Source organism: Neorhizobium sp. BT27B, assembly GCF_050455485.1.
GTDB lineage: Bacteria > Pseudomonadota > Alphaproteobacteria > Rhizobiales > Rhizobiaceae > Neorhizobium.
Genome location: NZ_JBCIYT010000002.1, coordinates 251,205 through 273,079, shown reverse-complemented (window position 1 = coordinate 273,079; position 21,875 = coordinate 251,205). Strand labels below are relative to the sequence as shown.

Annotated in this window: 21 protein-coding genes; 5 read left to right on the top strand and 16 right to left on the bottom strand. The window is 59.4% G+C overall.

Annotated elements, in window-relative coordinates:
- Window positions 1-30 precede the first annotated feature (30 nt).
- Window positions 31-783, top strand: coding sequence for an SDR family NAD(P)-dependent oxidoreductase (locus tag AAIH70_RS06750; RefSeq protein WP_132271427.1), 753 nt, complete (start codon window positions 31-33; stop codon window positions 781-783).
- A gap of 51 nt (window positions 784-834) precedes the next feature.
- Window positions 835-1,212 (top strand): nuclear transport factor 2 family protein, encoded by a 378-nt coding sequence (locus AAIH70_RS06745; RefSeq protein ID WP_132271426.1) that lies wholly within the window; start codon window positions 835-837, stop codon window positions 1,210-1,212.
- Window positions 1,213-1,234: 22 nt separating this feature from the next.
- Here AAIH70_RS06745 and AAIH70_RS06740 read toward each other — a convergent pair whose 3' ends face one another.
- The 13 genes from AAIH70_RS06740 to AAIH70_RS06680 form a co-directional block, all read right to left on the bottom strand.
- Window positions 1,235-1,621, bottom strand: coding sequence for an ester cyclase (locus tag AAIH70_RS06740; RefSeq protein ID WP_132271425.1), 387 nt, complete (start codon window positions 1,619-1,621; stop codon window positions 1,235-1,237).
- Window positions 1,611-3,215, bottom strand: a complete 1,605-nt coding sequence (locus AAIH70_RS06735; protein WP_132271424.1) for an FGGY-family carbohydrate kinase — start codon at window positions 3,213-3,215, stop codon at window positions 1,611-1,613. The genes AAIH70_RS06740 and AAIH70_RS06735 overlap by 11 nt, the downstream gene beginning before the upstream one ends.
- Window positions 3,216-3,261: 46 nt before the next feature.
- Window positions 3,262-3,966, bottom strand: a complete 705-nt coding sequence (locus AAIH70_RS06730; RefSeq protein ID WP_132271423.1) for an HAD family hydrolase — start codon at window positions 3,964-3,966, stop codon at window positions 3,262-3,264.
- Between the two features lie 11 nt (window positions 3,967-3,977).
- Window positions 3,978-5,459, bottom strand: a complete 1,482-nt coding sequence (locus AAIH70_RS06725) for a mannitol dehydrogenase family protein (RefSeq protein WP_132271422.1) — start codon at window positions 5,457-5,459, stop codon at window positions 3,978-3,980.
- 72 nt (window positions 5,460-5,531) lie between these two features.
- On the bottom strand, window positions 5,532-6,308 hold the full coding sequence (locus tag AAIH70_RS06720) for an L-iditol 2-dehydrogenase (RefSeq protein ID WP_165931913.1): 777 nt from the start codon (window positions 6,306-6,308) through the stop codon (window positions 5,532-5,534).
- Window positions 6,309-6,339: 31 nt separating this feature from the next.
- Window positions 6,340-7,344 carry an ABC transporter ATP-binding protein gene (locus AAIH70_RS06715; RefSeq protein ID WP_132271420.1) on the bottom strand — a complete coding sequence of 335 codons (1,005 nt, stop codon included), beginning with the start codon at window positions 7,342-7,344 and terminating at the stop codon, window positions 6,340-6,342.
- 12 nt (window positions 7,345-7,356) lie between these two features.
- Window positions 7,357-8,181 carry a carbohydrate ABC transporter permease gene (locus AAIH70_RS06710; RefSeq protein WP_132271419.1) on the bottom strand — a complete coding sequence of 275 codons (825 nt, stop codon included), beginning with the start codon at window positions 8,179-8,181 and terminating at the stop codon, window positions 7,357-7,359.
- 11 nt (window positions 8,182-8,192) lie between these two features.
- Entirely contained in the window at window positions 8,193-9,065 is an 873-nt protein-coding gene (locus AAIH70_RS06705) for a carbohydrate ABC transporter permease (RefSeq protein WP_132271418.1), read from the bottom strand.
- Window positions 9,066-9,218: 153 nt separating this feature from the next.
- On the bottom strand, window positions 9,219-10,532 hold the full coding sequence (locus tag AAIH70_RS06700; RefSeq protein ID WP_132271417.1) for an ABC transporter substrate-binding protein: 1,314 nt from the start codon (window positions 10,530-10,532) through the stop codon (window positions 9,219-9,221).
- A 147-nt stretch (window positions 10,533-10,679) separates the two neighbouring features.
- Window positions 10,680-11,633, bottom strand: a complete 954-nt coding sequence (locus AAIH70_RS06695) for a sugar-binding transcriptional regulator (protein ID WP_132271416.1) — start codon at window positions 11,631-11,633, stop codon at window positions 10,680-10,682.
- Window positions 11,634-11,769: 136 nt separating this feature from the next.
- Window positions 11,770-12,066, bottom strand: a complete 297-nt coding sequence (locus AAIH70_RS06690) for a hypothetical protein (protein WP_132271415.1) — start codon at window positions 12,064-12,066, stop codon at window positions 11,770-11,772.
- Between the two features lie 88 nt (window positions 12,067-12,154).
- Window positions 12,155-13,972: an ABC transporter ATP-binding protein gene (locus tag AAIH70_RS06685; protein WP_132271414.1), complete on the bottom strand. Its 1,818-nt coding sequence runs from the start codon at window positions 13,970-13,972 to the stop codon at window positions 12,155-12,157.
- A gap of 45 nt (window positions 13,973-14,017) precedes the next feature.
- Window positions 14,018-15,181 (bottom strand): M20 aminoacylase family protein, encoded by a 1,164-nt coding sequence (locus tag AAIH70_RS06680; protein ID WP_165931912.1) that lies wholly within the window; start codon window positions 15,179-15,181, stop codon window positions 14,018-14,020.
- Window positions 15,182-15,507: 326 nt separating this feature from the next.
- On the opposite strand from AAIH70_RS06680, the gene AAIH70_RS06675 reads away from it, so the two are divergent.
- The 3 genes from AAIH70_RS06675 to AAIH70_RS06665 all read left to right on the top strand — a co-directional run bounded on the left by AAIH70_RS06675 (window position 15,508) and on the right by AAIH70_RS06665 (window position 19,310).
- Window positions 15,508-17,217 carry a peptide ABC transporter substrate-binding protein gene (locus tag AAIH70_RS06675; RefSeq protein ID WP_132271413.1) on the top strand — a complete coding sequence of 570 codons (1,710 nt, stop codon included), beginning with the start codon at window positions 15,508-15,510 and terminating at the stop codon, window positions 17,215-17,217.
- A gap of 154 nt (window positions 17,218-17,371) precedes the next feature.
- The gene (locus AAIH70_RS06670) at window positions 17,372-18,382 is read left to right on the top strand and encodes an ABC transporter permease (protein WP_132271412.1); all 1,011 of its coding nucleotides are present in this window, start codon (window positions 17,372-17,374) and stop codon (window positions 18,380-18,382) included.
- Window positions 18,375-19,310, top strand: coding sequence for an ABC transporter permease (locus AAIH70_RS06665; RefSeq protein WP_132271411.1), 936 nt, complete (start codon window positions 18,375-18,377; stop codon window positions 19,308-19,310). The genes AAIH70_RS06670 and AAIH70_RS06665 overlap by 8 nt, the downstream gene beginning before the upstream one ends.
- Window positions 19,311-19,590: 280 nt before the next feature.
- On the opposite strand, the gene AAIH70_RS06660 is transcribed toward AAIH70_RS06665, so the two are convergent.
- The 3 genes from AAIH70_RS06660 to AAIH70_RS06650 all read right to left on the bottom strand — a co-directional run bounded on the left by AAIH70_RS06660 (window position 19,591) and on the right by AAIH70_RS06650 (window position 21,727).
- The gene (locus AAIH70_RS06660) at window positions 19,591-20,601 is read right to left on the bottom strand and encodes a sensor histidine kinase (protein ID WP_132271410.1); all 1,011 of its coding nucleotides are present in this window, start codon (window positions 20,599-20,601) and stop codon (window positions 19,591-19,593) included.
- An 85-nt stretch (window positions 20,602-20,686) separates the two neighbouring features.
- Entirely contained in the window at window positions 20,687-20,851 is a 165-nt protein-coding gene (locus tag AAIH70_RS06655; RefSeq protein ID WP_132271409.1) for a DUF1328 domain-containing protein, read from the bottom strand.
- 81 nt (window positions 20,852-20,932) lie between these two features.
- On the bottom strand, window positions 20,933-21,727 hold the full coding sequence (locus AAIH70_RS06650; RefSeq protein ID WP_132271408.1) for a response regulator: 795 nt from the start codon (window positions 21,725-21,727) through the stop codon (window positions 20,933-20,935).
- Window positions 21,728-21,875: the final 148 nt, after the last annotated feature.

Below are 21,875 nucleotides of genomic sequence, written 5' to 3'. Positions count from 1 at the left end.
CGTTGAGCCGCCAACACAAGGAGAAAGACAATGGCAAAAAGATTTGAGAACAAGGTCGTCATCGTGACCGGCGGCACCAGCGGCATCGGACTTGCCACCGCAAAAGCCTTTGCCGATGAAGGCGCGTCCGTCTTCATCACCGGTCGCCGCAAGGAAACGCTCGATGGAGCCGTAAAGACGATCGGCGGCCGCGTCACCGGCGTGCAGGGCGACATGAGCAAACTTGCCGACATCGACCGCCTTTACGATGCCGTCCAGCAGAACCACAGCCAGATCGACGTGGTCTTCGCCAATGCCGGCGGCGGCGAGTTCGCAGCGCTCGGCTCGATCACCGAAGAGCATTACCAGAGCACGTTCGATACCAATGTCAAAGGCGTGCTCTTCACCGTACAAAAGGCACTGCCGCTGCTGCGTGACGGCGGCTCGATCGTGCTGACCTCCTCGACCACCAGCATCTCCGGCACGCCGAACTTCAGCGTCTATTCCGCCACCAAGGCCGCCATCCGCAGTTTCGCCCGCAACTGGATCCTTGACCTCAAGGACCGGCATATCCGCGTCAACGCCGTCAGCCCCGGCGTCACCGATACGGCCGGTCTCAACGAACTTTTCGGTGGCGGCGAGCAGGCGAGCGGAACCAAGGATTACCTTGCCGGCCTCATCCCAGCCGGCCGTGTCGGCCAGCCGGAAGAGATCGCCAAGGCCGTCTTGTTCCTCGCCTCCGATGATGCGAGCTTCGTCAATGGCGTCGAACTGTTTGTCGACGGCGGTCAGGCACAGATCTGAGATCGGGCCTGACAGGGATAATGCACTGCTTTTCAAAACAGGAGATCAGTCATGCCAATTGACATCATCGCTTTGCTCACCCGCAATCTTCACGAAGTGTTCGGCGAGGGCGATGACGCCCGTCGCCGGGCGGTGGTCGAGGAGATTTTTACCGAGGATGCCGCGTTCCACGAACCGAGCGGCGTTCATCGCGGTCGCGACGACATCGCCAAAATCGCCGGGGTGATCCGGTCCTTTCATCCCGATTTCGTCTATACCGTCACACGTCCGCCCGAACAGCTGAATGACACGGCAGGACGCATCCAGTGGGTCTCAGGCCCGCCGGGAAAACCAGCCGCCTATGCCGGAACGGATATCGGGGTTGTCCGCGATGGACGGATTGCCGCCATCTATCTGTTTTTCGACCGTGCGCCACCGGAAGCAGGCTGATCCTGCCGAGGTCGGTTGAGCATCAAAGCTGCGCTTCGATAGCCACCTTGTCGAGCATGGAACGAACATCGGCGATGCGACCATCCTCGAAACGATAGAACACGTTTTCCGCAAACCGGATGCGGCGGCCGTTCACGTCGAGACCCAGAAAACTTGCCTTCGGTGAACAATCGAAGGCAAGCCGGCTGGCGACATGCGGCGGTTCGCAGACCAGAAGATCGATGTTGAAGCGCAAATCGGGAATCTGCTCGAAATCGTTGATCAGCATGGCGCGATATCCGGCAAGCCCGAGAAACCGCCCATTATGATGGGCGTTTTCACCGACAAAATCACCCAGATTGTCCCAGTCCTGCCGGTTCAGGCAGTCGATGTAAGCGCGATAGATGTCGGCGAGTTCATCAGGCGTCATCGTCGAGCCTGCGCAATTCTTCGCGATGCCGGACCATGGCAAGAAACCGCTTGTAATCGCGGCCATAGGCCTTGGTTCGCTCAGGATCGGCGGCATGTTCCGCCCAGCCCTGATCCATGGCACCGGCCGCCGCATGCAGGTTTTCATGCAAGCCGCCGGCCACTGCCGCCGCCATTGCCGTGCCCAGCAGAACGGCATCTTTCGTATTTGGCACAACCACCTTGCGGCCGGTCACATCTGCGTAGAGTTCCAAGAGAAGCGGGTTCTGCACATGGCCGCCGGTAATGTGCAGCGTCTCGAATCGATAACCGTATTGCGCCAGCGCCTCGAGGATGTGGCGGATGCCGAGCGCGATGGCCACGCAGGTGCGCCAGTAGACGCGGCAGAGGCCGTCGAAGGACGTATCGAGCGTCAGCCCGGAAATGACGCCTGTCGCACGCGGATCGGCCAGCGGCGAGCGATTGCCATGGAAATCCGGCAGGATATTGAGATCGGGCGCGAGATCGCTGCCCTCCTCTGCCCTGAGTTCGCCGATCCGCGAAACGATGCGGGCATGCAAGTCGAGCGTCGGTTCGCCGCCCGCCGCATGCATGCGCACGATATGATCGAGCAACGCGCCGGTGGCCGATTGCCCGCCTTCCACCAGCCAGTGGCCCGGCAGAAGCGCATCGTAATACGGCCCCCACAGGCTCTGACCCGGCTTGGACTGGCCGTTGAGAGCAACGATGCAGCTGGATGTGCCGGCGATCAGCGCCACGCTCTGTTCCAGCGCCCCGACATCTTTAGCGTTTTCATCCGCCGCCTTGCCGAGTGCACCAAGAGCGCCGGCATAGGCATCGATCATGCCGGATGTGACCACGCATTTGGTGTCGAGACCGAGGTCGGCGGCAGCGGCTTTGGTCAGATGCCCGATGACGCCACCGACCGGCACGGTTTCCTCCGGCAGGCTGGCCCGCTCCAGCAGGTCCTCAAGACCCGCTACGCCTAAAAAATCCGCCTGCCAACCGGGCTTTTCATGGGAAAGATAGTTCCACTTGGCGGTCAGCGTGCAGCGCGAACGCGCTGCCGAGCCGGTCGCCTTCCATGTGAGAAAATCGGCGAGATCGAAGATGAAGCCCGTCTTCGCCCAGGTATCCTGATGATGCCGCTTCAGCCACATCAGTTTTGGCATCTGCATTTCAGGCGACAGCGTTTCGCCGGAATATTTCAGTACAGGGTGGCCGGAGGCATTGAGGATTTCGGCTTCACCGATGGCGCGGTGATCGAGCCAGACGATGGTGTCGAACCGGTTTTCGCCACGCGGCGAAACCGGCAACGGCTTGCCTTTTTTATCGCGCACGACCAGCGAACAGGTCGCATCGAAACCCAGTGCCGCCACCTGTTTTGCAGCAATACCTGCTTCAGTCAAAGCAGCACGCACGGCGCCGCAACAGGCAGACCAGATGTTTTCTGAATCGTGTTCGGCGTGGTTTTCGCGTGGCCGGATCATTTCGATCGGCTGTTTGGCGCGCGCCAAAAGGTGCCCGGCGCGATCGAAAACCGCAGCCCGCGCGCTCGTGGTGCCGACATCCACCGCGACGATATGATCACGCATACGGATTGGTTTCCTGCCCCTTATGCCCCCGCCGAACCTTTACCGCTCAAAGCGAACGGCTGGCAACGGGTCCCTTGTGACCGTTGAATTGTTTTTGGACAAGGTGGAGCAAATCCGGCATGGCGTCAAATATCGCGTCGGGCTGAAGTGCTTCGATCCGTTCACGATATCCGGCAACGTGGGTGTGCGAGCCGCCCGTGAAGGCGAGCGCCGTCATGCCGGCCCGCTGTGCTGCCTCGATGCCGGCCGGGCTGTCTTCCACGACGATGCAGTTGGCAGGGTCATAGCCCATCTTCTCCGCTGCAAAGAGGAAGAGATCGGGCGCAGGCTTGCCGTTTTCGACCATCGAGGCGCTGAAAATGTTCGGCTCGAATTTGTCGAGAAGCCCGGTCAGCGACAGCGACAGGCGGATACGTTCCGGCTGGCTGGAAGATGCGACGCAATGGGCGCAACCGAGCCTGTCGATCGTATTGGCAATGCCTTTTATGGCCTGCAATTCGGTGTGGAAGCGCTCGTAGAGATCGACACGCAGGCTTTCGAGAAAGTCCGGCCCGGTGTGAAAACCGTATTCCTCGTCCATGACCTGGGTCATGGTGGCGAGGCTGCGGCCGAGGAAGCGGCCGTAAGCTTCCTCCTCGGCCATATCGATGCCATGGCGATTGAGCGCTGCGACGAGAACACGAACCGAAACCGGTTCGCTATCCACAAGAACCCCGTCACAATCGAAAATCACCAGCGGCAGGTCATTCATGGCATCGGCCCTTACTTGACCAGTTCGTCGGCGAGATAGAGTTCCAGCGTTTTTGCCGTACCCTCAGCCCACAGCGTCTTCAGCGCATGCGCAAAACGCTTGCGGAACAGCTCGTTGCCCGACACCTCGCCAAAGATCTCGTCGAAGACGAGGAAGGCATCCGGATCGTCCTTGGCCTTGATCGCAGCGGCCTGCAGCTTTTCGGCGCTGGCATCGTTGAAGACGATCTTGCGACCGCTGTCCGACGTGCCTGCGAAATAACGGCACCACAGGGCAGAGACCAGCGACAGGCCGATAATGTCGTCACCCTTGGCGAGGCGATCACGCGTCGAGGGCAGAATGAACTTCGGCTGGCGGTTGGAGCCATCCTGCGCCAGACGCGGAATGGTGTCGCCGATCTTCGGGTTGAGGAAACGGCGCTCGATCAGATCAAAGTAGTCGTCGAGGCTGGTATTGGGCACCGGCGGCACGATCGGGATGATCTCTTCCTTTTCCAGCTTGGCAAGGAAGGCGCGGATCAGCGGGTGTTCCATCGCCTCATGCACGAAGTGGATGTCCAGAAGCTCGCCCGGATAGGCGATCGTCGCATGGCCACCGTTGAGGATGCGCAGCTTCATCAGCTCGTAAGGGGCAACGTCGGGCACGAACTGCACACCGACCTCTTCCAGCGCCGGACGGCCGAGCGGGAACTTGTCTTCCATCACCCACTGCTTGAACTCTTCGCAGAACACCGGCCAGTTATCGTCGATGTTGAAATCGTTCTTCAGAATGTCGATTTCGCGCTGGCCGGTGGCCGGCGTGATGCGGTCGACCATGGAATTCGGGAAAGCAACGTCTTCATGGATCCAGTGGGCGAAATCCGCATCCGACAGCTTTGCCAGACCGATGACCGTGCTTTCCGTCACCTCACCATTGCCCGGAATGTTGTCGCAGGACATGATCGTGAAGGGGGCGATGCCGCGTTCCTTGCGAACCTTGAGGCCGGCGAGGATAAGACCGAACACGGTCTTCGGGGCGGTCGGGTTGTTGGCATCCTCCACCATGGCCGGATGCGCCGGATTGAAGTTGCCGGCAGCGTCGATGAAATAGCCACCCTCGGTGATCGTCATCGAGACGATGCGGGTGGCGGGGTCTGCCAGCTTTTCGATCAGCGCCGCCGTTTCGCCCGGTGCGATGATATCGATCATCGGGGCGGTGACACGGGCACCGGTCTTGTTGTTGTCCTGCTCGACAACGGTGGTGAGGAAATCCTGTGCCTTGAGCTTTTCGCGCATGGCGGCGTCGGACGGCATGACGCCGGCACCGGTGATCGCCCAGTCATGGCCCTTGCCGGTGTTGAACAGGTCGTCGAGATAGATCGCCTGATGCGCGCGGTGAAAGTTGCCAACGCCGAAATGCACGATGCCATGGCTCAGTGTCTTCGGATCATAGGCAGGAATGGCGGCTGTTGCCTTGGCCTCATTCAGCGTGGCCAGCGAAAGTTTTACGGTCATGTCTCGGTCCTCGAAGGTCCTTAAATATCAAATACATGCATGATCGCCACAAACGGGCGGTCAGCGAGAGCCTCAGCTCATCCAGTTGCCGCCATCGACGTTGTAGGTCTGGGCGACGACGTATTCGGCATCACGGCTGGCGAGGAACACGGCCATGCCGGTCAGGTCTTCCGCCGTGCCCATGCGGCCGAACGGAACGGCCTCGCCCACCAGCTTCTTCTTTTCGCCGCGCGGACGGTTCTCATGCTTGGCAAACAGCGCATCGACGCCGTCCCAATGCTCACCGTCAACGACGCCGGGGGCGATCGCGTTGACGTTGATGCCGTGCTTGATCAGGTCGAGACCGGCGGACTGCGTCAGGCTGATGATGGCGGCCTTGGTGGCGCAGTAGACGCCAACCAGCGCTTCGCCGCGACGGCCGGCCTGGCTGGCCATGTTGATGATCTTGCCGCCCTGCCCGCGCGCAATCATCGACTTGGCGACGGCCTGCAGCATGAACAGCGAACCGGCGACGTTGATCGAAAACAGCGTGTCGTAGCTTTTACGAGTGATCTCGACGATCGGCGCCAGATCGAACAGCGCCGCGTTGTTGATCAGGATATCGACGCCACCGGTCTTTTCCTCGACCGCGCGGATGGCCGCATCGATCGACGCCTGATCGGTGACATCGAGCTGGACCGCATAAGCATTCGGCCCGATTTCCTTGGCCGTCTGCTCGGCGCGTTCGATATTGATATCGGCGATAGCCACGGTTGCGCCTTCGCGCACATAGGCTTCCGCAAACGCCCGGCCAATGCCGCGCGCCGATCCGGTAATGATCGCCGATTTGCCTTCCAGTCTGCCTGTCACGGTCTTTATCCTTGATATGACAATTCTAGTCTCAGCCCGCGATCCGCAGGCCCTTGTCGTCGAAACGGTGCAGCCTCGTCTCATCCGGCGTCAGATAGACGGTATCGCCGTGATGGGCGCCGAATTCGCCGCTTGCGCGTGCCGTCATCTTGCCGATGCCATCGACATCGAGATGCAGGAACGTGTCGGCGCCGAGATGTTCGGCAACCGAAACCGTGCCCTTCCAGGTGCCGCTTTCCTTGGACAGCGTCAGGTGTTCGGGGCGGATGCCGGCGGTCTTGGCATTCTTCGCCTGTGCGTATTCACCTTCGATGAGGTTCATGCGCGGTGAGCCGATAAAGCCGGCGACAAACAGGTTGCGCGGCGTGTTGTAGAGGTCCATCGGCGAACCGACCTGCTCGATATTGCCGCGATTGAGAACAACGATCTTGTCGGCCATGGTCATGGCTTCGATCTGGTCATGGGTGACGTAGATCATCGTCGTTTTCAGCTGGTTGTGCAGATCGCTGATTTCCAGACGCATCGTGCCGCGCAAAGCCGCATCGAGGTTGGAGAGCGGTTCGTCGAACAGGAAGGCCGACGGTTCGCGAACGATGGCACGGCCGATGGCGACACGCTGGCGCTGGCCGCCCGAAAGCTGGCCGGGACGGCGCTCGAGATAGTCCGTGAGGTTGAGGATGCGGGCGGCATCGGCAACCTTCTTGTCGATGGCCGACTGTTCCATCTTCGCCATCTTCAGCGGGAAGGCGATGTTCTTGCGCACGCTCATATGCGGATAGAGCGCATAGGATTGGAACACCATGGCAAGGCCACGCGCGGCCGGTGCCGCTTCCGTCACATCCTTGCCGTCGATGGTGATCGAACCGCCGGAGACATCTTCGAGACCGGCGATGAGGCGAAGCAGGGTCGACTTGCCGCTGCCCGACGGGCCGACGAAGACGACGAATTCGCCATCGGTGATTTCCAGATCGACGGAAGGAATGACCTTGGCTTCGCCGAAATGCTTCTGGACGTTTTTGAGAGTAATGCTGCCCATGAGACGAATTCCTTACTTAACCGCGCCAAACGTGAGGCCGCGAACGAGTTGCTTCTGGCTGAACCAGCCGAGGATGAGGATCGGCGCAATCGCCATGGTGGAGGCCGCCGAAAGCTTTGCCCAGAACAGACCCTGCGGGCTTGAGAACGAGGCGATGAAGGCCGTCAGCGGTGCCGCATTGGTGGTCGACAGCTGGATGGTCCAGAAGGCTTCGTTCCAGGCAAGGATGATGTTCAAGAGCAGCGTCGAGGCGATACCCGGCACCGCCATCGGCGTCAGCACGTAGACGATTTCCTTCCACAGATTGGCGCCATCCATACGGGCCGCTTCCAGAATTTCGCCCGGAATTTCGCGGAAATACGTGTAGAGCATCCACACCACGATCGGCAGGTTGATCAGTGTCAGCATGATCGTCAGGCCGATACGGGTATCGAGCAGGCCAAAGTTGCGGAACAGGATGTAGATCGGCAGAAGCACCGCAACGGCCGGCATCATCTTGGTGGAGAGCATCCACATCAGGACGTCCTTGGTGCGCTTGGTCGGCGCGAACGCCATCGCCCAGGCCGCCGGAATGGCGAAGATCAGGGCAAGGATGGTCGAACCGATCGACAGGATCACCGAGTTCATGAACGGCTTGAAGTAGTCACGCTGCGTCTGCACCGTGATGTAGTTCTCGAACGTGCCCGACGGGATCAGGCTGAACCCGTCGATCGCTTCCGGCTCCGTCTTGAAGCTGGTGATGACCGCGTAGAGGATCGGGAAAAAGATCACCAGCGCCACGACCCATGCGATGACGGTCCAGACGATCTTGCTTTGCGTCGTTGTTTTGCGAGCCATGATCGTCTCTCCTACTTGTCCAGGTTCTTGCCGACGGCGCGCATCAGGAAGAAGGCGACGATATTGGCGAGAACGACAGCGATGATACCGCCTGCAGCACCACCACCGACGTCGTAACCGAGACGCGCGGTGCGGTAGATCAGGAAGGTCAGGTTGGTGGAGGCGTAACCGGGGCCGCCATTGGTGGTGACGAGGATTTCCGCATAAATGCCGAGCAGAAAGATCGTCTGGATCAGGATGACGACCGTGATGGCGCGGGAAAGATGCGGCAGCGTCAGGTAGATGAAGCGGTTGAGGAAGTTGGCGCCGTCCATTTCGGCGGCTTCCTTCTGCTCGCCGTCAAGCGATTGCAGGGCCGTCAGAAGGATCAGCGTTGCGAACGGCAACCACTGCCACGCGACGATGACGATCACCGAAAACAGCGGATATTGCGCGAACCAGTCGACCGGTTGAACCCCGAAGAAACGGGCGATATCGGCCAGCACCCCGTAGGACGGGTGCATGATCATGTTCTTCCAGATCAGCGCTGCCACCGGCGGCATGACGAAGAAGGGCGAGATCACCAGAATGCGCACGATGCCCTGGCCGAAGATCGGCTGGTCGAGCAGCAGACCGATGGCAATGCCGCCGATCACGGTGATGGCCAGCACACCGACCACCAGGATCAGCGTGTTCCAGATCGCCGTGAAGAAAGCCGGATCGGTATAGAAATACTGGTAGTTGAAGAAACCACCGAAGCTGACATTCTGGGGTGTCAGCAGATTGTAGTTCTGGAAGGAGTAATACAGCGTCATCGACAGCGGTATGACCATCCAGACCAGTAGGGCAATGACGGAGGGCGCCATCATCAGCCGCGCCAACGTCTTCGTATTCTGCGTTGCCATTTCAGCGACCCTCCCTTGAGTAGCCACACGTTCCGCTCCGGCGGGGAGCGCTCGCATGGTTTTCATCTTCTTGTTATGGCTTTGCCCGCAACCGGGGGCTCGGGGGCGACCGCCCGGCAAAACAGCCGGGCAGCCTTGGTCCTTGGGAGGACGTTACTTGATGTAACCGGCGCGGGTCATGTCGCGGGTTGCCGTTGCCTGAGCGGCGGCAAGCGCGTCGTCGACCGTGGACTGGCCGGCGATGACAGCCGAGAACAGCTGACCGACAGTCGTGCCGAGAGCCTGGAATTCAGGGATCGCGACGAACTGGCCACCGGTGTAAGGAACCGGCTTGACGGTCGGCTTGGTGATGTCGGCAGCATCCATCGCGGCAAGCGTCGGAGCAGCGAAGGCAGCGGCCTTCTGGTAATCCGCGCTCTTGTAGAGCGAGGTGCGCGTGCCCGGAGGAACGTTGGCCCAGCCTTCCTTGGAAGCGACGAGCGTGGTGTAGTCCTTGCTGGTTGCCCAGGAGATGAACTTCTGCGCCGATTCAGCCTTCTTCGAGGAAGCCGGTACGGCGAGGTTCCACGACCACAGCCACTTGCCATGGTTGTCGACGCCGTCCTTGTTCGGGAACATCGCGTAGCCAACCTGGTCGGCAACCTTCGAGTCCTTCGGGTTCGACACGAAGGATGCGGCGACGGTCGCGTCGATCCACATGCCGCACTTGCCCTGCTGGAACAGCGTCAGGTTTTCGTTGAAACCGTTGGAAGAAGCGCCAGCCGGGCCGGCATCCTTCATCAGGTCGGCGTAGAACTGAAGTGCTGCCTTCCACTCCGGCTGATCGAACTGCGGCTTCCACTGCTCATCGAACCAGCGACCGCCGAACGAGTTGTTCAGAGCCGAAACGAAGGCCATGTTTTCGCCCCAGCCGGCCTTGCCGCGAAGGCACATGCCGCTGATATCGGCCTTGCGATCGGTGGTCTTGCGGGCCGCGTCAGCGATGAATTCCCAGGTCGGCTTTTCCGGCATTTTCAGGCCGGCTTTTTCGAACAGGTCCTTGCGGTACATGATCATCGCGGATTCGCCGTAGAACGGTGCCGCATAAAGCTTGCCGTCAAGCGACAGGCCACCGCGGATCGCTGGCAGCAGGTCATCGATGTCGTACTTGTCGCCAAGGCCGTCGAGCGGCAGCAGCCACTTCTGCTTGGCCCAGATCGGAACTTCGTAATTGCCGATGGTGACGATGTCGTACTGGCCACCGCCGGCGGCGATGTCGGTCGTCACGCGCTCACGCAGCACGTTTTCTTCCAGAGTGACCCACTCGACCTGAATGTCGGGGTTCGCCTTGGTGAACTCGGACGTCAGGGCCTGCATACGGACCATGTCGCCATTGTTGACGGTTGCAATTGTGAGGGTTTCGGCAGAGGCCATGCCGGCAAACGCCAGCGCCGAGCAGGCGCCCAGCAGAACGGTCTTCAATGTCATATCTTCCTCCCGAGAAGATTGGATGCGAGCATTCGCTTTGCTCGTGGGCAATTACTTATCAGCGGATGACAGAAGTCAATGCGGATTCGTCGCTGCACTGCGATTAAAACGTTTTAAATAATTGATTTTGTTGTGATAAATTTTTGCTCACAGGGAGAGCAACTGCTCAGCAGCCGCTTCATCGGTGATCAAACCATTGATTAACTTGCCCTTCAGGGCTGCAGCCATGGCGGGAATCTTGCGTCGGCCTTGCGCGATTCCCACAACCGAACAGGTATCGCGCGATGGGATCGGCACGGAAGCGACGCGTCCGTTGATGGGGTTATCGAGCAGTTTTCCGTCATGGTCGAAGAACCATCCGCAGATTTCACCGGCGGCGCCACCATCAACCAGAGACTGCATTTCCTCGCGCTCGAGAAAACCGTCGAGGCAGAGCGGCCCATCCGGCCCGAGCTCGCCGATACCGACAAAAGTGACATCGGCCATGGCGCCGAGCTTGATGGTGGAGCGCACCAGGGCCTGGTCATGCAGCGTCTCGCGTTCCTCCACGGATGTGCACATGACAGGCAGCGGCATGGGAAAATGTCGCGCCTTGATGGCATCGGCCATGGAAAAGATGACGTTGTAATAGGCGGCCGATCCATCCGGCCCGATATTACCGGTCAGCGACACGATGCGATGTTGTGGACATTCCATCGGCGGCAACTGGTCGACAGCGGCTTTCAATGTGCGGCCAGTGCCGATGGCAACGATGATCGGGTCTGGCCGCTTCAGCCAGCGCTCGATTTCGGCGGCTGCCGCTTCGGCAATGCCGACCGTGGTCGACACGGCGGCCGGATCGCTCGGCACGATCTCGATATATTTCAGGTCGTGTTTGGCTTTCAGCGCCTCTGCCAGTTCCAGGCAGGCGGCGATCGGATGATCGAGCCGCACCTTGATCAGCCGCTCGGCAACGGCAAGCGATACAAGCCGCTGCGCCGACTGACGCGAAATGCCCATGGTAGCGGCGATCTCGTCCTGGGTGCGCCCCGCGACGTAATAAAGCCAGCCGGCACGCGCCGCATCGTCAAGCCGTCCCTGCGAATCCGACCGTTTTGCCATGACAGAAATCTCCTCTTGCGATTTGCTGACATGTTTTTGGAGGGCCTGTCAAATGCTGAAAGATAACAAGCATCAAGCGAGCCAGCATTGGCGCATCATCCCGATCTATGGTGTACGGGATAGTTCTAGAGCCACGTCATTTCATGAGTTCATCGAGATGGGTATTAGGCTCACCTTGATAGCCGCCTTGCAAGTCTGCGAGAATATCATCGGGCAGAGAGTGAACGTAGAAGGCCTCGCGCACGTCGATAACTTTCTTTCCCGCCGTTCGAGCGCGCTCAAGAATATAGGCCTGCTGCCGCTCCTTAGACCAGCTCTCCCGATCAAACATGTCGAACATGGCAAGCTGCTCAGCATCCAGCGGGTTGCCCTCGATCGCCTGCAGATGCGCGGCTTGCAGCGTGCGTTGGCGCAGCGTTTCCTTGTCTGTCATCTGCACCCTCCTTCGTCTCCGAGGTACAGATCTTATCAGAAGCGCGACCGGCCGACAAACATGTGGCCGGTCGGCACACTCGAAATACTTACGCCATCTGCACCAGATGCCCTTCGGACACCTCACGGTACTGCCTGATCGGCGGTACATAATCCACCGCGCGGATCGGGCTCTTGATCTCGTCGGTCGACATGTTGCGCTTGATCGAGCGGCGCGATGGATCGGGCACCGGCACGGCGGCGATCAGCTTTTGCGTATAGGGATGCTGCGGGTTCTCGAAGACCGCCGCCCGCGGGCCGATCTCGACGATCTCGCCCAGATACATTACCGCCACCCGGTGGCTCACCCGCTCTACCACCGCCATGTCATGGGAGATGAACAGGAAGGCCAGTTTCAGGCTCTGCTGCAGGTCGAGCAGAAGATTGCAGACCTGCGCCTTGATCGACACGTCGAGCGCCGACACCGCCTCGTCGGCCACGATTACTTTCGGATCGAGCATCAGCGCGCGGGCAATCGCCACGCGTTGGCGTTGGCCGCCGGAAAACTCGTGTGGAAAACGCCGCATCATGTCCGGCGAAAGCCCCACTTTGGCCATCAGGTCGGCCGCCTTTTCGCGTGCCTGTTGTTTGCTGCCGAGATTGTGCTCGATGAACGGCTCCATCACCGCAGACCCGACGCTCATGCGCGGGTTGAGCGAGGCAAACGGATCCTGAAAGATCATCTGGATCGACCGGCGCATGGTGCGCAGGGCCGAACGGTCGAGCTGCATCACCTCGTATCCGTCGAGCGTCACCTTGCCGTCGGTCGGTTCGATCAGACGGGTGATCGAACGGCCGGTGGTCGATTTTCCACAGCCTGATTCACCGACAAGCGACAGCGTCTCGCCGGCAAACAGCTGGAACGAGACCTTTTCCACCGCGTGCACGGCCCCGGATTTGCGTGCGAACAGGCCGGAGCGGATATCGAACCGCGTCGTCAGATCCTTGACGTCGAGGATCGGTGTCTTGCCCTTGGCCACCGTGTCGGACACGTCGGCGGTCGGTATCTGCTCGCCGGTGGTCGTGTCGATGATCTGAAACCGCTGCGGCAGTTTTCGCTCACCCATCGAGCCGAGTTTTGGCACCGCCGACAGCAGCGCCCGCGTATAAGGATGCTGACCGCGATGAAAAATATCGTCGGTGGCGCCGGTTTCCACCTGCTCGCCGCGGAACATCACGATCGTGCGGTCAGCCACTTCCGCCACCACACCCATGTCGTGGGTGATGAAGAGAACAGACATACCCTCCTCTTCCTGCAGAACCTTGATCAGATCGAGAATCTGACCCTGGATGGTGACATCGAGTGCGGTCGTCGGTTCGTCGGCGATCAGCAGTTTTGGTTTTGTCGCAAGCGCCATGGCGATCATCACGCGCTGACGCATACCGCCGGAAAACTGGTGCGGATATTCGTCGAACCGGTTCTTGGCGTTGGGAATGCGCACCTTTTCAAGAAGCCGGATGACCTCCGCCTTCGCCTCCGCATTGGAGATATCGCGATGCACGGTCAGCGCTTCGGCGATCTGCCGGCCGATCGGAAAGATCGGATTGAGCGAGGTCATCGGCTCCTGAAAGATCATCGAGATATCGTTGCCGCGCACACGCCGCATCTGCTCTTCCGGCAGCGAAAGCAGCTCCTTGCCGCCGAGCATAACCTTGCCCTCGATCTTGCTCGTCGCCTTGGGCAAAAGCCGCATGATCGACAGCGAAGTGACAGATTTGCCCGATCCGCTTTCGCCGACGATTGCCACCGTCTCGCGGGGCGCAACGTCGAACGAAACATTGCGCACCACCGATTTCCACTCGTTGTTCACACGGAACGACGTGGTGAGATTTTCGACCGACAGGACCGGCGTCACCGAAGACTGCATCGCAAATTCCCCTGTTTTTGTTTTATGTCATGCAAGCTGCCGGCCTCAGGCCGGAAGCGATGTCTCCGCCAATGTCACCCAGTAGCTGATGCCATAGGGCAAGGCCTCGTCGTTGAAGTCGTAACCGGCATTGTGCAGGCCGGCGGTGTCGCCATTGCCGATGAAGATGAAAGCGCCGGGTCGTTTTTCCAGCATGTAGGAGAAATCCTCGGCGCCCATATGCGGCGCCATGCCGGTATCGACGGCGTGATCGCCGGCCACCTTGGCCGCGACCCCAACAGCAAAATCCGTCTCCGCATCATGGTTGAACGTCACCGGATAACCACGACGGTAGTTGACCTCAGCCGTCGCACCATGGGCAATAGCGGTGCCTTCAGCGATTTCCGTGAGGCGTTTCTGCGCAAAATCGCGGGTTTCCGACAGAAGTGTGCGCACCGTTCCCGTCAGCTTGACGAAATCGGCAATGACATTGCTCGCCTCACCGCCATGGGTGGTGGCAACGGTGACGACCAGCGACTTCAGCGGATCGGTTTCGCGCGACACGATCGACTGCAACGCGATGATGATATGGGCAGATGCCACCACCGGATCGATGGAGCGATGCGGCTGCGCGGCATGGCTGCCGCGACCGTTAATGGTGATTTCAAACGTGTCGGCCGCCGCCATCACGCCGCCTTTTCGGGTGGCGAATTCGCCCACCGGCAGCTTTGGTTCGTTGTGCATGCCATAGACTTGGGAAATCGCATATTTGTCGATGAACCCGTCGTTGATCATCGCAAGCGCGCCCGCCCCGCCCTCTTCCGCCGGCTGAAAAATCACCGCGACAGAGCCTTTGAAATTGCGGGTTTCGGCGAGATATTGTGCGGCACCCAGCAGCATGGCTGTATGGCCATCATGACCGCAGGAATGCGCTTTGCCCGGCGTTTTGGATGCCCAAGGCTTGCCAGAGGTTTCGAAAATCGGCAGCGCATCCATATCGGCGCGGAAGCCGACAACCGGGCCGTCGCCATGCTTGCCCTTGATGATGCCGACCACGCCGGTCCGGCCGATACCGGTCTCCACGGTATCGCAGCCGAAGGATTTCAGCTTGTCGGCAACGAAGGCCGCCGTCTCGTGAACATCATAGAGAAGTTCCGGATTTTCATGCAGGTGGCGTCTCCATCCGGCCACGGTTTCCTGCATTTCGGCGACGCGATTGAGCACTGGCATTTCAGAGACCTCGTTGATTTATCGATATTTCCCACTCTGGCTGGCGGGGATATTGCGACGCGTCGGAGGCCTTTTGCAAGCTGCAAATTTCCATCTTGACCGAAAAATAGGCCCGTGCTTGGATGGCACAAAATTTGATCACTAACGAATGGGAACACGGTGATCATGCCACTGAACACAAGCCGGCAAGGAGGAATGGTAACGGCATTTCGACTTTAAAAGCAGAGGCTTGAACAACAGCCCCTTATGGTCGTCATGCATGCTGAATATACATCAGCACATGTTCATATTTGCAACTCATAAGAGAACAACAAGGGGAATGGCAAATGAAAAACGTGAAAATGCTTCTGGCCGGCACGGTGGCCGCGCTCGCCTTGGCGGGCGGAACGGCTCATGCCGAACGGGGCACGGATGGTGATCTGAAGATCCTGTTCTGGCAGGCCGTGTCGACACTGAACCCGTTCCTTTCGGCCGGCACCAAGGAAGTGCTCGCCTCCTCCATCGTTATCGAACCACTGGCCCGCACCGATGAAAAAGGCGAGCTGACACCGTGGCTCGCTTCCGAGATCCCGACCGTCGAAAACGGCGGCGTGGCCAAAGATCTGCTCAGCATGACATGGAAGCTGAAGCCCGATGTCAAATGGTCGGACGGCACGGCCTTCACCGCAGAAGACGTTATCTTCACCTGGAAATATTGCACGACGCCGGATGGCGGCTGCGCCCAGCGCGCCCAGTATGAAGGCGTGAAAAATGTCGAGGCCGTCGATCCGCATACGGTGAGGATCACCTTCGAAGAGCCGAAGCCATACCCCTATTCCGCCTTTGTCGGCCCCCAGTCTCCGGTCATTCAGGCCGCCCAGTTCAAGGATTGCCTCGGCACCAAGGCACCGGGCTGCACGGCCGCAAACTTTGGCCCGATCGGCACCGGTGCCTTCATGGTCACCGATTTCAAGCCGAACGACGTCATCACCTACAAGGCCAATCCGAACTATCGCGATGCCGCCAAGCCGGCCTTCGCCTCGATCACGCTCAAGGGCGGCGGTGACGCGGCTTCCGCTGCGCGCGCGGTTCTCGAAACCGGCGAATACGATTACGCCTGGAACGCCCAGGTGGAGCCGGAAGTGCTGGAAACCATGATGGCCGCCGGCAAGGGTCGCCTCGAAATCTCCTTCGGCACGCAGACCGAACGCATCAACCTCAACTGGACCAACCCTGATCCGGCGCTGGGCGCAAAGCGCTCCACCACGGAAGCCGGCCCGCACCCGGCCCTCAAGGACCCGGCCGTGCGCCGTGCGCTTTCGCTTGCCATCGACCGCGACATCATCGTCGAGGCCGGTTACGGCAAGTCCGGCAAGCCGACCTGCAACATCGTTCCCGCACCGGCGGCGGTCGCCTCCACCAAGAACGACAGCTGGTGCCTGAAGCAGGATCTCGAAGCCGCCAACAAGCTGCTCGACGATGCCGGCTGGGTAAAGGGTGGCGATGGCATTCGCGCCAAGGACGGCGTGAAGCTGAACTTCCTCTACTCGACCTCCACCAACTCGGTGCGTCAGGCAACCCAGGAACTGGTCAAGGCCATGTGGGCGGAGATCGGCGTCGGCGCTGAACTGCGCAACGCATCGGCTTCCGTCTTCTTCGGCGGCGATCCGGCAAGCCCCGATACGTTCCAAAAGTTCTATTCCGACGTCATCATGTACACGAACAATTTCGACGGCACCGACCCGGAAAAATATCTGGCGGAATGGCTGTGCGACAAGATGCCGGGACCGGCCAACGGCTGGCAGGGCCAGAACATTCCCCGTTATTGCAACCCGGAATTCGACAAGTTGGTCGGCACGCTCTCCAAGACCGCCGATCTGGAAAAGCGCGCCGAACTTTCCAAGCAGCTGAACGACATGCTGACCGAAGAAGGTGCGCATATCCCGCTCGTCCACCGTGGCGACCAGTCGTCCTTCTCCGTCACGCTCGAAGGCGTGAAGATGAATTCCTGGGACAGCCAGGTCTGGAACATCGCAGACTGGTCTCGCAAGAAGTAATGCTCGCTGCCGGGTCGCGCATGTCGCTGAAGGCCCGGCCGCACTCTCTCCGCACTGCCGCATCGTCATTGGATGATGCGGCGGTCTTGTAAATCTGCAGCCATGCCCGAGACGGCAACATGGCGTCGGCCGCGCTGCAGCCTGGAGACCCTGAATGTTCACATACACGTTGCGGCGATTGTTTTTTGCAATCCCGACCCTGCTGGTCATCAGCTTCGTGATCTTCGCGTTGCTGGATCTGGCGCCAAATGACCCGACCGGCGACCTGCCGCTCACCATTCCGCCGGAAGTGCGCGAGCAGATCCGCGCCTCGCTCGGCCTCGATCAGCCCTTCCTGATCCGCTACATGAAATGGCTGCAGCAATTCTTCATCAATGAACCGCTGAACATTTTTGAAAGCCTCACCGGCTGGCAGTTCGGCGATGGCGAACGCATGCGGGTTCTGTCCTGGGCGACGCGCAGCCCGGTGGTCGATCTCATCGTCCAGCGCCTGCCGCAGACGCTCTGGGTCGTCGGCCTCGCCTATCTGTTCGGCATCTTGATCGCCATCCCGATCGGCGTCATCTCGGCCTACAAGCAGTATTCGATCTTCGACCAGATCGGCACGTTCATCTCGATGGTCGGCTATTCTGTCCCGACCTTCTTCACCGGCGTGCTGCTGATCGTGATTTTCTCCTCCTACCTGCAATGGTTCCCGTCGGTTTACGACACCAATCTGCGGGTCACGGATTTTGCCAGCTTCATGGCGCAGATGAAACAGATGGTCATGCCCGTTGCGGTGCTGGCGCTTTACAACGCCTCGCAGATCACCCGCTTCGTGCGTGCCTCCATGCTCGACAACCTGCATCAGGATTATGTCCGCACGGCCCGCGCCAAGGGTGTCAAGGAAAGGGCCGTTCTGCTGGTTCACGTGCTGCGCAACAGCCTGATCCCGGTCGTCACCGTGATTGCGCTTGGTGTGCCGACGATCTTTTCCGGCGCCATCATCACCGAGCAGATTTTCCGCGTGAATGGATTGGGCCAATTGCTGATCACCGCCGTACAGGGTGCCGACATGCCGCTGGTGCAAACGCTCACCTTCATTTTTGCGGTGCTGATCGTCCTCTTCAACCTGATTGCCGACGTACTTTACGGCATTCTCGACCCGAGGATCCGTTATGACTGATGCAACAATCGCAACCACCACGCCGGTCACACCAACCGTGGCCTCTACGCCCGCCCGATCCGCTTTTGGCGATATCTGGCACCAGTTCCGCGCCCACAGGGGCGGTGTCATCGGGCTTGGTGTGTTCATCTTCATCGTTCTGGCGGTTTTCGTCGGTCCTTACATTCACACCGTCGCGCCCAATGCCCTCAATATCCGCGAGAAGAACCAGTGGCCGTCGCTGGCGCATCCGTTCGGCACGGACAATCTGGGCAAGGATATGCTGGCACAGGTTCTGGCCGGTGGGCGTATCTCGCTTGCCGTCGGTTTCACCGCCATGCTGCTGGCCTTGTTCCTTGGAACCATTGTCGGCCTGTTTTCCGGCTATGTCCGCCGGCTTGACGGGCCGCTGATGCGTCTCACCGACCTGTTTCTGGCACTGCCGCTTTTGCCGCTGCTGCTTGTGGTGATCATGTTGTTCCGCGACACCTTGCGCGGTGCCTTCGGACCAGAGACCGGCATCTTCTTTCTGGTGGTCTTCGTCATCGGCATCACCAGCTGGATGCACACCGCCCGCATCGTGCGCGGTGATGTGCTGGCGATAAAATCCCAGGAATTCGTGCTGGCCGCCAAATCCAGCGGCATGCGGGAATATCGCATCATCCTGAGGCATATCCTGCCCAATGTCCTGTCATCGATCATGGTGTCGGCGACACTTGGCATTGCCTCGGCGATCATCACGGAATCGGCGCTGAGTTTCCTCGGCCTCGGCTTCCCCTCCGACTTCCCGACCTGGGGACGTCTTCTGTTCGACGGTGCCAACTTCCTGCAGCTGACGCCATCACGCGTGCTGTGGCCCGGCCTTGCGATCTCGGCCACGGTGCTGAGCGTCAACTATATCGGCGACGCCATCCGCGATGCGCTTGATCCACGCGCCCTGAAACACTGAAGTCACACAGAACAAACAAAGGCCGTCCCTCGGGGCGGCCTTTTCGTATGCACAGTAGCTTTCGGGATCACAAAAAAGAACTGGCTCGGTTTCCGGGGGAAACCGAGCCAGATCGTCTCTTCGAGGGGGATGAAGAGTTTATCTGGAAGCTTGAAGGGCGGGGGACGGGGCGCTTCCAGATGTAGTGATAACGGACGTCCCCAATAATGGTTCCGCCGGTTCACAGAAAAAATTCGAGGAAGATCATTTTTTGATCGACGGCCGCAAACGGCCACCGAATTCATTCCGCGACGTCGAGCGGAAAAGTCAGGCGGTAGGAGATTTCCTGGTCGGAAATGCCATATTGCGCCTTGCCGTTGACCGAGGCGGGAACGACACGCTCCAGAACGGTACTGCCGAAATGACCCTTCAGGGTTTCCTCGTTGACAAGGCTTTCGTCAGTCGAAGGATCAAGTTTCTCATGCCACGAAACCTCGAGACTGTCCTGCCCGTCAACGAGCTTACGGCTACAGGTCACTTCGATGGCGCGGCGGCTGGTGAGCAGCGAACCATGGCTGACGGCGTTGACGATCAATTCATGCAGAGCCAGCCCGATATGCAGCGAGGCATTCGGCGTCAGCAGCACATCGTCGCCCTTGATGACGACGAGATGGGCGTTCTCCGGCAGGTATTTCTGGGTCTGCTGCTCGACCAGCTCGCGGAAATAAGCACCGCGCCAACTTGAATCGGTAATCAGGTCCTGGCTTTGCGACAGTGAATAAAGCCGGCCACGGAACTTGTGCAGGAAACCGTCGAGCGTACCGGAATAACGTGCCGTCTGCAGCGCGATGCTCTGGATGATGGCGAGAAGATTTTTCGAGCGGTGGCTCACTTCGCGCAAAAGCGCCCGCAAAAGCCGTTCACGGTGACGTTCTTCCGAACGGTCGATGATCGTCGTCACCAGATGCATCTCACCGCGTGAAATGCTGACGGCCTGAACGCGGAATTCGAAAACATCTTCCGAGCCGACCGCGATCTCGATATGCGACTTGTCGCCCGGCTTTTTGATCGCATCCTTGATGGTCGAAAGCTTGTCGGCAATCTCGTCACCGAAAAGACTGCGATCGTTCGGCGGCGTATCTTTGGAGATATGCCATGCGCCGGGCAGGTTGGTCACGAACAGATAGTCGCGCGCCGCATTCTGGATGATGATGCTGGCACCGAGATCCACAAGCGCGGGCATGAAGAAGCCATGGAGCTTGTCGTCACTCTCACCGGCCTGCTGCCATGTCAGCTGATGCGACAACTGCATCACCCCGCCTGCTTGTCTGACTGAAGGAAAGTACCGAATGCCGGGAGCCGGCATCCGTATGATAAAGCGAATTTCTTATAAGATGTCATGTTCGCCTGAACAACCCGAGCACCAGCGATATCAGGAGCAGAACCAGAAACAGGAAGAACAGGATCTGGGCAATGCCCGTCGCTGCTCCTGCCACGCCACCAAACCCGAGAGCGCCTGCAATCAGCGCGACCACGAGAAATACGAGAGCGTAATACAACATGGCGCTTTCCTTTCGATGCTTCGCGAAAGAACGTCGCCATGTCTTTATTGTTCCTGATCTGTCTCAATTCCCGCAGGCCGGTCAGGCTGCTGCCTTGACCGCCTCGTTGAAGAACAGCGCCTGGCTGATCAACGCCTTCACCATGTCCGGGTTAAACGGCTTGGTGACGAGGAAGGCAGGCTCGGGGCGTTCACCCGTCAGCAGGCGTTCCGGGAAAGCCGTGATGAAAATCACCGGCACGGTGGACGTGCGCAGGATTTCGTTGACGGCATCGATACCGGAGCTGCCATCGGCGAGCTGGATGTCGGCCAGAACCATCTTCGGCTGCGAGGTCTGAAACAGCGACACTGCTTCCTTGTGGGTACGTGCAACACCGGTAACCCGGTGGCCGAGATCCTGAACCATCTGTTCGATATCGAGCGCGATCAACGGCTCGTCTTCGATGATCATGATGTCGGTGGCGACCTGACGGGAAATCTCGCGCGATGCTTCGTCGAGAAGCTGGGTCGCTTCATCGATACCGATATCGAGAATTTCAGCGGTTTCCTCGATGGTGAAACCTTCGACCGAAATCAGCAGAAATGCGTGACGCGCCTTGGACGGCAGCGACGAAAGATTGGCGACGGCGCGCTGTTCCCATGCGAAAGGCGATTCGATCGGGCGGATTTCGATGGATGTGGAACCAAAGATCGCAACGAAAAGTTTATACAGCGAAACGCGATCCTTGGATGTCTCGGGAAAAATCGAGATATCGGCAATCAAGGCTTCCAAGACCGCGGCAACATAGGCGTCACCTGATGTCTGCGATCCGGTGACGGCACGAGCGTATCGACGCAGGTATGGAAGGTGAGACGCGACGCGCGTGGTGAGTGACATAAATAAATTCTCCCCTGAGCCCCAGCGGGCAACTAACTGGCTTTAAACGGTCGGCGACAAAAAAAGTTCCGACGGTAACGGAACTTTTTTGGTCGTCGCGCATTCTGTTGTCAGTGATATCGCAACAGGCTGCCCGAGTGATGAGTGA